This window comes from Microcella sp., from assembly GCF_033763155.1.
Classification (GTDB): domain Bacteria; phylum Actinomycetota; class Actinomycetes; order Actinomycetales; family Microbacteriaceae; genus Microcella.
In genome coordinates this window covers 1-11,529 of the sequence record NZ_JANRKZ010000182.1, presented here as the reverse complement: position 1 = coordinate 11,529, position 11,529 = coordinate 1, and the positions used below count along the sequence as shown (strand labels likewise).

General features: G+C 67.7%; 12 protein-coding genes and 1 pseudogene. 6 read left to right on the top strand and 7 right to left on the bottom strand.

Annotation, left to right across the window (positions count from 1 at the left end; genetic code table 11):
• The coding region (locus tag SFU54_RS07685) for an alpha-hydroxy acid oxidase (protein ID WP_319015698.1) at positions 1-941 on the top strand (941 nt) is incomplete at its 5' end.
• 70 nt (positions 942-1,011) lie between these two features.
• Here the strand turns inward: SFU54_RS07685 and SFU54_RS07680 are convergent.
• The 3 genes from SFU54_RS07680 to SFU54_RS07670 are packed head-to-tail and all read right to left on the bottom strand — an operon-like array spanning position 1,012 to position 3,806.
• A complete protein-coding gene (locus SFU54_RS07680; protein ID WP_319015697.1) occupies positions 1,012-1,902 on the bottom strand; it encodes a fumarylacetoacetate hydrolase family protein in 891 nt (296 codons plus the stop codon).
• A gap of 60 nt (positions 1,903-1,962) precedes the next feature.
• Entirely contained in the window at positions 1,963-2,640 is a 678-nt protein-coding gene (locus SFU54_RS07675) for an SDR family NAD(P)-dependent oxidoreductase (protein WP_319015696.1), read from the bottom strand.
• Positions 2,641-2,654: 14 nt separating this feature from the next.
• A complete protein-coding gene (locus SFU54_RS07670; protein ID WP_319015695.1) occupies positions 2,655-3,806 on the bottom strand; it encodes a cytochrome P450 in 1,152 nt (383 codons plus the stop codon).
• 37 nt (positions 3,807-3,843) lie between these two features.
• Between SFU54_RS07670 and SFU54_RS07665 the strand changes: the two genes are divergently transcribed.
• Together SFU54_RS07665 and SFU54_RS07660 are read left to right on the top strand one after the other, a co-directional pair.
• The gene (locus tag SFU54_RS07665) at positions 3,844-4,767 is read left to right on the top strand and encodes an LLM class F420-dependent oxidoreductase (RefSeq protein ID WP_319015694.1); all 924 of its coding nucleotides are present in this window, start codon (positions 3,844-3,846) and stop codon (positions 4,765-4,767) included.
• Between the two features lie 28 nt (positions 4,768-4,795).
• Positions 4,796-5,809 carry a serine hydrolase domain-containing protein gene (locus SFU54_RS07660; protein WP_319015693.1) on the top strand — a complete coding sequence of 338 codons (1,014 nt, stop codon included), beginning with the start codon at positions 4,796-4,798 and terminating at the stop codon, positions 5,807-5,809.
• A gap of 6 nt (positions 5,810-5,815) precedes the next feature.
• On the opposite strand, the gene SFU54_RS07655 is transcribed toward SFU54_RS07660, so the two are convergent.
• From SFU54_RS07655 to SFU54_RS07645, 3 genes are read right to left on the bottom strand one after another with little or no spacing between them, the layout of a single operon-like run.
• The gene (locus SFU54_RS07655; RefSeq protein WP_319015692.1) at positions 5,816-7,213 is read right to left on the bottom strand and encodes an amino acid permease; all 1,398 of its coding nucleotides are present in this window, start codon (positions 7,211-7,213) and stop codon (positions 5,816-5,818) included.
• 33 nt (positions 7,214-7,246) lie between these two features.
• Complete coding sequence (locus SFU54_RS07650) at positions 7,247-8,380, bottom strand: acyl-CoA dehydrogenase family protein (protein WP_319015691.1); 1,134 nt, start codon at positions 8,378-8,380, stop codon at positions 7,247-7,249.
• Between the two features lie 27 nt (positions 8,381-8,407).
• Positions 8,408-8,767: a DoxX family protein gene (locus SFU54_RS07645; RefSeq protein WP_319015690.1), complete on the bottom strand. Its 360-nt coding sequence runs from the start codon at positions 8,765-8,767 to the stop codon at positions 8,408-8,410.
• Between the two features lie 126 nt (positions 8,768-8,893).
• Between SFU54_RS07645 and SFU54_RS07640 the strand changes: the two genes are divergently transcribed.
• The 3 genes from SFU54_RS07640 to SFU54_RS07630 are packed head-to-tail and all read left to right on the top strand — an operon-like array spanning position 8,894 to position 11,139.
• Positions 8,894-9,277: a helix-turn-helix domain-containing protein gene (locus tag SFU54_RS07640; RefSeq protein WP_319015689.1), complete on the top strand. Its 384-nt coding sequence runs from the start codon at positions 8,894-8,896 to the stop codon at positions 9,275-9,277.
• Between the two features lie 30 nt (positions 9,278-9,307).
• Complete coding sequence (locus tag SFU54_RS07635; RefSeq protein ID WP_319015688.1) at positions 9,308-10,288, top strand: ATP-binding cassette domain-containing protein; 981 nt, start codon at positions 9,308-9,310, stop codon at positions 10,286-10,288.
• Positions 10,285-11,139, top strand: a complete 855-nt coding sequence (locus SFU54_RS07630; protein ID WP_319015687.1) for an ABC transporter permease — start codon at positions 10,285-10,287, stop codon at positions 11,137-11,139. The genes SFU54_RS07635 and SFU54_RS07630 overlap by 4 nt, the downstream gene beginning before the upstream one ends.
• Before the next feature lie 53 nt (positions 11,140-11,192).
• Here the strand turns inward: SFU54_RS07630 and SFU54_RS07625 are convergent.
• Positions 11,193-11,529: pseudogene (locus SFU54_RS07625) on the bottom strand (kynureninase); the annotation flags it as partial.

Sequence of the window (11,529 nt, the reverse complement as noted above, 5' to 3'; positions counted from 1 at the left end):
GGGTCGAGCTGCCCTTCGGCATTGCGCCCACGGGCTTCACGCGCATGATGCACACCGAGGGCGAGATCGCGGGGGCGACGGCGGCGGCCGCGGCGGGCATCCCGTTCTCTCTGTCGACGATGGGCACGACGAGCATCGAGGGCGTGCGGGATGCGGCACCCGACGGCCGCAACTGGTTTCAGCTCTACATGTGGAAAGACCGCGAGCGGTCGATGCAGCTCGTCGAGCGCGCGGCGGCCGCGGGCTACGACACCCTGCTCGTCACGGTCGATGTACCGGTCGCGGGTGCGCGGCTGCGCGATAAGCGCAACGGCTTCTCGATTCCGCCCGCGCTGACGGTGGGCACGATCGTCAACGCCATCCCCCGCCCGTGGTGGTGGTGGGACTTCTTGACGACCGAACCTCTCGCCTTCGCGAGCCTCTCGAGCTGGAACGGCACGGTCGGCGAGCTGCTCGACGCGATGTTCGACCCGACGGTCACCTACGACGACCTGAAGTGGATCAAGGAGCAGTGGCCCGGCAAGCTCGTCGTCAAGGGCGTGCAGACGGTCGACGATGCGAAGCGGTTGGCGACGCTCGGCGTCGACGGCATCACGCTCTCGAACCACGGTGGGCGCCAGCTCGACCGCGCGCCGATTCCGTTCCATCTTCTGCCGGAGGTCGTGCGTGAGGTGGGCAAAGACACCGAGGTGCATCTCGACACGGGCATCATGTCGGGCGCCGACATCGTGGCGTCAGTCGCCCTCGGTGCGCGCTTCACGCTCATCGGCCGCGCCTACCTTTACGGCCTCATGGCCGGCGGACGCGAGGGTGTTGACCGCGCCATCGAGATTCTCGGCACGCAAGTTGCGCGCACGATGCGCCTGCTCGGCGTAAAGTCGCTGCACGAGCTCGAGCCGAGTCACGTGACGCAGCTACAGCGGTTGATTCCTCGAGGCTAGCGCCACTTACGGGCTGAGCCCCGTCGCGAGGCTGTGGTGGTCTTCGCGGCGGGGCTCGTTGTGCTTCTGCCTAGCGCGGCGCGACCACCGTCTGCCGCTGCTCGCCCAACCCGTCGATGCCGAGCGTCATGACGTCACCCACCTGGAGGTAGGTCGGCGGCGTCATGCCGAGGCCGACGCCGGGAGGCGTGCCGGTGTTGATGAGGTCGCCGGGCTCGAGCACGAGAAACTGGCTGAGGTAGTGCACGATGAACCACGGGTCGAAGATCATCGTCGAGGTCGTGCCGGTCTGACGGCGCTGGCCGTTGACGTCGAGCCACATGCCGAGGTTCATAACGTCGTCGAGCTCATCGGCCGTGGCCAGCCACGGCCCCGTTGGGTTGAACGTCTCGGACGACTTGCCCTTCGACCATTGCCCGCCGCGCTCGATCTGAAACGCGCGTTCACTCACGTCATTCGCGACGACGTAGCCCGCGATGTGGTCGCGCGCCTGTTCGGGGCTGTCGAGGTAGCTCGTGCGCTTTCCGATGACGATGCCCAACTCGACTTCCCAGTCGAGCTTCGTCGCGCCGCGCGGCATGCGCACATCGTCGTTCGGGCCCACGAGGGTGTTGGGGCTCTTGGTGAACAAGATGGGCTCGTCGGGTACGGGCATGCCCGACTCGGCAGCGTGATCCGAGTAGTTGAGGCCGATGCACAAGATCTGGTGCGGGCGAGCGATGGGGGCGCCAATGCGCTGGTCGCCGAACGGATGCACGGCGCTGGCCGCGATGCGCTCAGCGACGACGGGCACGAGGCCGAGCATCCCGCCGCCCTGCTCAGACGCACCGAAGAAACGCTCGTCGAAGTCGGGGGTGATGTCAGAGACATCGACGTAGCCGGCGCCGTCGGGGAGAGTCGGGTCGTCGACGCGCACGACGGGCTTCTCGTGGCCCGCCGGGCCGAGGCGCATGAGCTTCATCGGTGAGGCCCTTCTATGGTGTGGCGCGACCTCAGAGCGCGCGGCTAACAAGGAGCGCGGCTAGTAGGTGGCGCGGCCGCCGCTGAGGTCGTACACGGCTCCGGTCGAGAAGCTCAGCCGGTCGGAGGTCAAGAATGCGACGAGTTCCGCGAACTCATCGGGGCGACCCACGCGCTTCATGGGGATGAGGTCGGTGATGTACTTCAACACCGCGGGGTCGGTCTTGGCATTCATGGGAGTGTCGATGACCGCGGGCGCGATGACGTTGACGAGCACACCCGACTGCGCGAGCTCTTTGCCCACCGACTTCGTGAGCGCGATGACCGCGCCCTTCGTGGCGGAGTACGCCGCGAGGTTGGGGTTGCCGTCTTTGCCCGCCATCGACGCGACGTTGACGATACGCCCCCAGCCCTTCGCGACCATGCCCGGCGCAAAGGCCCGAATCGTCGCAACCGTGCCCATGACGTTGACGTCGATCGTGCGGCGCCACTCGTCAGCGGTCGTGTCGATGAGCGGCCTATTGGGGCCAACGATTCCCGCGCAGTTCACGAGAATGTCGACCGGGCCCACCTCGGCGGCCACAGCATCCACCGCCGCATCGTCGCTGATATCGAGTGAGAAGTCGGCGCCGGGTGCCACATCGAGCGTGATGACGCGGATGCCGTCCGCCGCAAGGCGCTCGGCCGTCGCGGCGCCGAGGCCGCTCAGCCCTCCGGTGACGATCGCGGTGCGGGTCATGGCTTAGATCATACCTATGACGGCACACGAACGCTCACGCGGGCAAAGCGTTCGAGAGCCGTAAAGGCCTCGTCGCCCTCACCCTCGGTGGACCACTCAATCTCGGGTTCCCCGTCGAACTGCCACCCCGGCCACTCGTCGAGCAACACCGTGAGAAACGCCTTGGCCTCGTACTCCGTGATGTTCATGCCCATGCACGAGTGGCGCCCGAAGCCGAAGGCCAAGTGCGGCTTGCGGTCGCGGCGAATGTCGAGCACGTCGGCATCAGGCCAGATCGTGCGGTCGTGGTTGGCCGAGAGGTAGTTGAGCAGCACGTAGCGCCGCGGGTCGCGCTCGGCGATGGGCGTCGCGCGGTCCTCCGCGCGCACGCGCTCGATCTTGGGCAGCGGGGTCAAGAAGCGCACGAGCTCGGCGATCGTGGCGGGGAACGCGGTGCGGTTCTCGGTGAGGTGCTGGCGGTCATCCGGATTCGCCATGAGGTGCCAGGTGAGGCCCGTGATGAGCTTGATGACGGTGTCGCGCCCGCCGGCGAGCAAGACGTTGGCGATGCCAAACATCTCGTCGCGCGAGAGGCGTTCGCCGTCGATCTCGAGCCCGGCGATCCAGTCCCAAACGTCGGTCGTCGCCGGGTCAGCGCCCGGCGCCGGAGTCGCCGCGTCGAACACGCGCTCGAGGTACTGCTGCAGCACGTTGCCGCTGCGCAAACTCGGCCCGGCGAACGAGCGCTCGCGCGCGGCACGGCGCGACTCGGGTGTGACGAGACCCTGGCGGTACGCATCCGCGGTCCAGACATCGGGGCCCCACGAGATCCACTCGTCGAGATCCTGCGGTCGGTTGTAGATGACCGTGAGGCACCCCATGACGTAGGGCAACGCGAGGTCGCGCGCGAGGTCGCCGCCACCGCGCGCCGTGATGCCCTGAATGAGCTCGCGCGCGATGCGTTCGAACTGCGGAGCCTTCGGCTCGATGTTCTGGCTCATGAACAGCGGGTTCACGGCATCGCGAAACCGCGTGTGGCGTGGCGGGTCGTACTCGAGGGGCACTTGCTTGTAGGCGCGCGTATCGCGATCGCCAATGAGATCGCTCGAGTAGGCCTCGAAATCTTTCGCAGCAGCGCGCACCGCGTGGTATCCGCGAACTTCATCGCGCTCGTGAGCTTCTCGCACGTAGGGCCTCCGACGTTCATCATCGTAGGCTCAAGAAATGCAGTACTGCATCTTCACCGAGCCGCAGCAGGGCGCGAGCTACGACACGATCGTCGCGCACGCGCGGCGTGCCGAGGCGCTGGGCTTTCACGCCTGGTTTCGCAGCGACCACTACTTCGTCATGGGCGACGGCGATAGACTTCCGGGCCCGACCGACGCGTGGACAACCCTCGCCGGCCTCGCCCGCGAGACGAGCACGATTCGCCTCGGCACCCTCGTCAGCTCGGCGACGCACCGCCATCCCGGCATCCTCGCCGTGCAGGTCGCCCAGGTCGACCAGATGTCGAACGGTCGCGTCGAGTTCGGCCTCGGCACCGGCTGGTACGAGCGGGAGCACGAGGCGTTCGGCATCCCGTTTCCGCCCAAGCGGTTCGGGATGCTCGAAGAACAGCTCGCCATCGTGACGGGCTACTGGGCCACCCCCGACGGCGCCACCTTCTCGTTCGAGGGCGACCACTACCGGCTCGTCGACGTGCCTGCCCTGCCGAAGATCGTGCAAGAGTGCATGCCCGTCATCGTCGGTGGGGGTGGACCGCGCAAGACGCCCCAGCTCGCCGCCCGCTACGCGACCGAGTTCAACATCGGCTTTCGCACGCTCGAGAGCTTCGCCGACGTGCTCGCCAACGTGCGCGCAATCTGCGTCGAAGAAGAGCGCGACCCGGCCACGCTCAGCATGTCGGCAGCGTGGCCCACGGTCATCGGCCGTGACGCGGCCGAGATCGCGCGGCGCTGTGCAGCCGTCGACATCGACCCGGCGAGCGACCACTCAGAACGCCTCGTCGGCACTCCCTCGCAGGTCGTCGACCAGCTCGGCGCCTTGCGCGAACTCGGCGTCGACCGCGTCTACCTGCAGACGGTCGACATGACCGACCTCGATCACCTCGAGTTGATTGCGGCAGAGGTTTTGCCGCAGCTGACCTGAGCCATCCATCTACCGCAACGGAGCATCCATGACCATCACCGCATTCGGCGCCGCCGCCGACTGGACCCGACGCCAAGTTGACGTGGGCCGCCTGCCGGTCGGCGTGATCGGCGTCGTTGACGCCACGGGCGTGGTCGACGTGGCCGCGTTCGGCACCGACGCCGTCAGTGGCCGCACCGCACACGTCGACGACCGTTTCTCGCTCTACTCGATTACCAAGCCGCTCGTCGCGCTCACGGCGATGCGCGCGGTCGAGCGCGGGCTGCTCACGATCGACACCCCGCTGCGGGATGCTGTGCCCGCGTTCAGCCACCCCGACGTGACCCTCGAGCACCTCTTGAGTCACCGTTCGGGCATTGCCGATGTCCGCCTCGAAGACGACGGGCCCGTGCGCTCGCACGGTCGTGCGACCACGCTGCGCGAAGCTCTCGAGCGCGCCCCGATCGAGTTCATTCCGGGCACCGCCCGGCGCTACGCAAACCTCGCGTGGGAGGGCGTTGCGGCGCTTGTCGAGCACGCCACGGGCAACGCCTTCGCCGACGAATTCGCCGCGATGGCCGCCACGGTGGGTGCGGGTCACCTGTCGTTCGACGCCGAGGGCGCGCACCACGTGCACGGCTATGAGCGCTACGACCACGACCCCACCTCCCTGCCCGCGCTGCGTCACCCCGCCGCAGGTGCCGTCGCGAACGCTGCCGACATGCTCGCGATCGCCCGCTCACTGCTCATGAGTGACGGGGCGATCGTCACGCCCGCGACCCTCACGGCGATGCAGCAGTCGCGCACCGCGGGGCTCTACGTCATCGACGGCAACCCGATCAAACACTTCGAGCAGTTCGGGCTTGGCTTCTTGCTGCCTCGTGGCCCCGGCTTGCTCGACCACAGCGTCTACGGGCACTCCGGCTGGACCAACACCCAGTTCTGGATCTCGCCCGCCGCGGGCCGCGCGGTCGTGCTGCTGACGAACCGGCTCGACGCGAGTGAGCCCGATGTCGGCATGAAGGTCGACGAGCTGCTCAACGCGGTGTTTCTCGGGCGGTAGCGCGGGCTAGGGGGTTACCGCGTCCGTTTCGGCCTCGGCCTTCTCGGCCAGTGCCTCGATCGACCGGATGCCCTCCGGGCGCCCCGCGCGCACCCACAGCATCCACAGCGCGCCGGCGATGAGTGCCGCGGCCACGAGGCTCAGAATCGGCCAGCCGCGCGCCAGGTTCACGACGAGCGTGAACGCCACAACGATCGAGCCGAAGAGGTTGAGCGCGAAACGCCCCCACTGTCGGGATTGCTGCGTGAACCGCGTCATGGCGAGCAGGCCCGACAAGAAGCTCAAGAACACAGCGACGGCGTAGAACAGTACGAGTGTCTGGTCGTCGGCGCCGGCCGCGGTGACGACGAGCATCGACAGCACCGCGAAGAGCACGAGACCCCAGTAGGGCGTGTGGCGGCTGTTCACTCGGCCAAAGGCCACCGGCAGAATGCCCACGGCGTTGGAATGGGCGGGGTTCGCGGCGAGTGCCTTGAGCAGACCCGGCCCAGCCTGGAACGACGAGCTGGCAGCGGCGAGCAACAGCAGCGCGGTCATGAGCTGGAAGAACGCGAAGACGGGGGCAGGGGCCACGTGCCGCGCGAAGTCGGCGATGAGCGTCGACCCTTCGTCGGGCAGGCCAACACCGAGGCGCGCGGCTTGCGTCGCGAGCCCGAGGGTGATGACACCGACGATGCCGAGCGTGAGCCACAGGGTGAGCTGGCCGAAGCGACGGCGGCCATCGTCATCCAACTCGCCGAGTTGCGCGATCGCCGTCGAGGGGGCTTCGACGCCGGTCGCGAGGGCCATGGCCACGGGGAAGGCGAGCACGACCGCGATGAGTCCGGCGAGCATCCCGGGGTCGGCGCCCGTGCCCGTCGCCACAACCGCGGCCTCGCCGGTGACCGGCGCCGCAAAAGCGCTGAACACCAGCACGGTGGCCGCACTGAGCACGAACACCACGGTCATGAGCGCGAAGACGATGCGGCCCAGGTGACCGAACCAACACAGCCCTCCGACCACGAGAACGAGCACGAGGGCAATGAGCAACCGCCACGGCTCAAGGGCCGGAAAGTAGGCGATGACAGCCGAGGCCGCTGCCGCGACACTGATGGCGATCGTCAAGACGAAGTCGACGACGAGTGAGCCCACGGGAACGAACGACCAGCCGTCGCCGAACGCTTCGCCCACGGCTGCGGATGCGCCACCGCCCTCGGGGTAGCGAGCGATCAGCGCGCGGTAGTTGATGATGACGAGCGCGATGATGACCACGACGAGGCCCATCGTCGCGACGAGCAGATCGAGCCGCCCGTCGAGAGCGTGGAGGGCGGCTTCAACCGCGTAGGCGACCGACGAGACGGGGTCGGCCATGACGGCGAAGGCGAAGGCAAGAAAGAGAACAGCGCGCGAGCGCAAGATAACCACGCGCAGACATTACTCCTACGGCGGGCTAGCGCTTCACGGCAGCGGGCCGAGCAGGTCGAAGGCGACGGTCGCGTGCACGGCCTCGGTGTCGCTCGGGTGGTAGATGCCCGCGAGCACATCGCGCTGCAGGCGGCTGAGCTCGGCCGACGAGCGGTAGGCGCCACCGCCCGCGATGCGCATGGCCTCGTCGACGACGCGCCGCGCGGTTTCGACGCTGCGGTGCTTGAGCCCCGCCAGGTCGCGGAACCACCGGGTTCCCCGATCCACACCCTGGTCGCGATCCCGGGCGACGGCCTGCAGTTGTGGGGCCAGCGCGTCGAGGGCGAGCGCAGCATCCGCGATGCGCCAGCGGATGTCGGGGTCGTGCGCGAGGGGCGCCCCGTCATTGCGCACGCTCGTGCGGCGCTGGGCGCTTTCGACCGCGAGCTCGAGCGCGCGATCCGCGATGCCGGCGTAGACACTCGCGATGAGGGTGTGAAAGTTGGCCGCGATCGCGAGCGTGTAAACGTCGCCGCTGGGGCCGACGGGCAGGATGCGCGCCACACGCTCATCGGCGACCACCGCGCCGTCGAGCCGGGTCGTGTGGCTCTGCGTCGCGCGCATGCCGAGGGTGTTCCAGTCGGGGGTGATCGTCACGCCCGGCGCGTCGGCGCCCGCTGCCTCGCGGCTGAGAAAGCCGTGCACGATGCTCGGCGCCGAACCGTCGGCGGGGTCGTGGCGCCCGAGCACGCCGAGGCGCGTCCACGCCGGCGAGAGGGTCGTGAAGATCTTCGTGCCCGTGAACGCCCAACCGTCGGCAACCCGGTCAACGCGCGTGAGCGAGTCACTCATGACCCGGTCATTGCCGGCCTCGCTGATCGCGAAGGCGAAGAGCTCACCGCGCTCGGCGTCGTCGAGCACCCAGCGCAGCGAGTCGTCACTCGCGGCCAGCAGGTCGCGCGCGACGCCCATCCAGACGAGGTGCATCGTGAGGCCCAGCGCCGTCGCCGGCGCGTGCGCCGCAAGCAATCGCTGATCGGCGGATGCGTTGCTCAAGCTACGCGCCCCCAAATAGCCCGCTGCCCTCAGCTCGTCGAGATCCTCGACGAAGAAGCTGTTCGCAGCGTCGTAGCCAGGCGCCCGTTCGCGGATGCGCGCGAGCAGCGCGGGGGTCAGCGAGCTCGACATGCCCCCACGCTACTCGCGCGCGTGTGGCTAGAAGCCGAGGAAGCCCGCGGTGGCCACGAAGCCCGCAAGCACGATGATGACGAGGTTCGGCACGAACGTCTCTTTACGACGGATGTGCACGCTCGCCGCGCCCGCCTGCAGCAGCACAATGCCCGCCGCCGCGAGGGGCGACAGAATCGGCGCAATGTCGAGCAGCCGCGGCAGAATCAGGCCACCAGCGGCAAGCACTTCAGCAACACCGATGAGGCGCACCTGGGTGTGGCTAAAGTCGCCCGCCCAGGGTTGCTGGGCCACGTGCTTCTCGCGCGGCACGAACAGCTTGGCCGCGCCGGCACCGAGCATGACGAGGGCGAGCAGACCCGAGACGATCCAGATGGCGATCTCCATGATGGTTCCCTTCAGTAAGTGAGTTACGCTGTGTGCGTTTATACCTGACGAGAACCCGGCACTGCAGTGTGCCTCAGGCACACGCAGGTCACCGTTGCGAACCCGCGAGCGAGAGAGCGAGCATCCGTGAAGCACTGTGAACCCGACCCGAGCTACACCGCCTTCGTGCGCCAAGTGCTCGACCGCGTGGGCGACAAGTGGACCATGCTCGTGATTCGTGAGCTCGCCGTGCAGCGCATGCGCTTCACCGAACTGCTGCGGTCGATCAACGGCATTTCGCAACGGATGCTCACGCGCACCTTGCGCGAACTCGAACGCGACGGGCTCGTCACGCGCCAGGTCTATGCCGAGGTTCCGCCGCGCGTGGAATACGAGGTGACCCCGCTCGGGCTCACACTTCTTCCGCACGTCGTTGCCCTCGCGGACTGGGCGGTCGCCAACCGCGACGCGATCGAGGCGCATCGCGACGAGTACGACGCTGATTCCGCCCTCAACGAACCCGCCGCTTAAGCGTCACAGCAGAGAGGCAGCATCCCGCGCATGGCATTCATCGAAGCCCACGGGCTCGTCAAAACGTATACGCCGAAGGGGGCGCCCGTCGTGCGCGCACTCGATGGCCTCGACCTCGAGGTGCCGCAGGGCACCGTCACGGCTTTGCTCGGGCCGAACGGCGCCGGCAAGACCACCACGGTCAAGGTGCTCACGACGCTCATCAAGCCCGACTCGGGCTCGGCGGTCATCAACGGCGTCAACGTACTCGACGACCCGCAGTCGATTCGCCGCATGATCGGCGCGAGCGGGCAATACGCCGCCGTCGACGAGAACCTCACGGGCTTCGAGAACCTCATGATGGTCGGCAAGCTCTACCACTTGGGTTCGAAGGTCGCGCGCCAGCGGGCGAGCGAGCTCATTGAACTCTTCGACCTCGTCGAGTCGCAGAACCGTCCGGTGAAGGGCTACTCGGGCGGCATGCGCCGTCGCATCGACCTTGCGGGCGCGCTCGTCATCAAGCCCCCCGTGCTCTTTCTCGACGAGCCCACGACGGGCCTCGACCCGCGCAGCCGCATTGGCCTGTGGGATGTCATCGAGACGCTCGTCTCTGACGGCACCACGGTGCTGCTCACGACCCAGTACCTCGAAGAAGCCGACCGCCTCGCCGACTCCATCTCGGTCATCGACAACGGTCAGGTCATTGCCCGCGGAACCGCCGACGAGCTCAAGGCCTCGGTCGGTGGCCAGCGCGTCGCACTGACCGTGGTCGATGAGGCCGATGGGGATGCTGTGCGCCGCTTGCTCGCCACCCATGGCACCGGCGAACCCGTCGTGACGGGTGGCCGCACCTGGGTGGTTCCGGTCGACGACGGCCCCGCCGCTCTCGCCGCGATCGTCGGCGCGGCAGCTCGCGACGGCATCGCGCTGCACGACGCGGGTATGCGTCGCCCCACGCTGGACGACGTCTTCTTGCAACTGACCGGCCACACGGCCGAAGAGACCCCCGAGACCACGGAGAGTGCGGCATGAGCGCCACCACCACCTCGAGCGCAGCATCCACGACCCTGACGCCGATTCCCGGCAGCGCCATCACGCGCTTCATCAGCGACGGCTGGGTGACCACGTGGCGCAACCTCATGAAGATCATCCGGGTGCCCGAGATTCTGCTGTTCTCCCTCATTCAGCCGATCATGTTCGTGCTGCTCTTCACCTACGTTTTTGGCGCCGTGATCAACATTCCCGGCGACGGCTACGAGTCCTTCCTCATGGCCGGTATCTTCGCGCAGACGGTCGTTTTCGGCTCGACCTACTCGGGTGCCGCGATGGCGCAAGACCTCAAAGACGGCATCATCGACCGCTTCCGCACGCTCCCGATGAGCGGCGCCGCCGTGCTCGTGGGGCGCACGAACGGCGACCTCGTCATCAATTCGCTGTCGATGATCGTCATGATGATCACGGGCTTCATCGTCGGATGGCGCGTCAACTCATCGCCGCTCGAGTTTCTCGCTGGCGTCGCACTTCTGCTTCTCTTCGCCTACGCGTTCTCGTGGGTCATGGCGTTCTTGGGCATGAGCGTCAAGAGCCCCGAGATCATCAACAACGCATCGTTCCTCATCCTCTTCCCGCTCACGTTCATCTCGAACGCGTTCGTGCCGAGCGAAAACCTGCCCGAGCCGCTGCGCATTTTCGCCGAGTGGAACCCCGTCTCGTCACTCGTGCAGGCGGCGCGCGAACTGTGGGGCAACGTGCCGCCCGGAACCGTGGTCGGCGACACCTGGATGGCGCAGAACGCCATCGCCACCGTGCTCATCGGCGTGGTCGTGTTGCTGCTCGTGTTCGTGCCGCTGTCGATTCGCAAGTTCGCGACGCTCTCGCGGTAACGCTCGGTCGCGCCCGGGGCTGGTTCGCTGGCCCCGGGCGCGACGCTGAGCCGCTAGCTCAACGCATCGGCGAGCGCGCGGATGCCACGCTCAACCTCGGCGAAGCTCGTGCTCAGCGGCGAGAGCCCGATGCGCACGCCGCTCGGGTGACGGAAGTCGGGGATGATCCCCTGCGCCCAGAGCCGCTGCACGGCGATCGCCGAGTTCGGGTGGTCGACCGTGAGGTGACTGCCGCGTCGGGCGGGGTCGCGCGGCGTGCTCACGGTCGCCGCCGGAATGAGCGCGTCGACGAGCTCGATGGCATAGCTCGTGAGCGCGATCGACTTCTCGCGAATCGCGGCGATGCCCGCCGACTCGATGAGCGTGAGCATCTCGCCGAGCGCGACCATG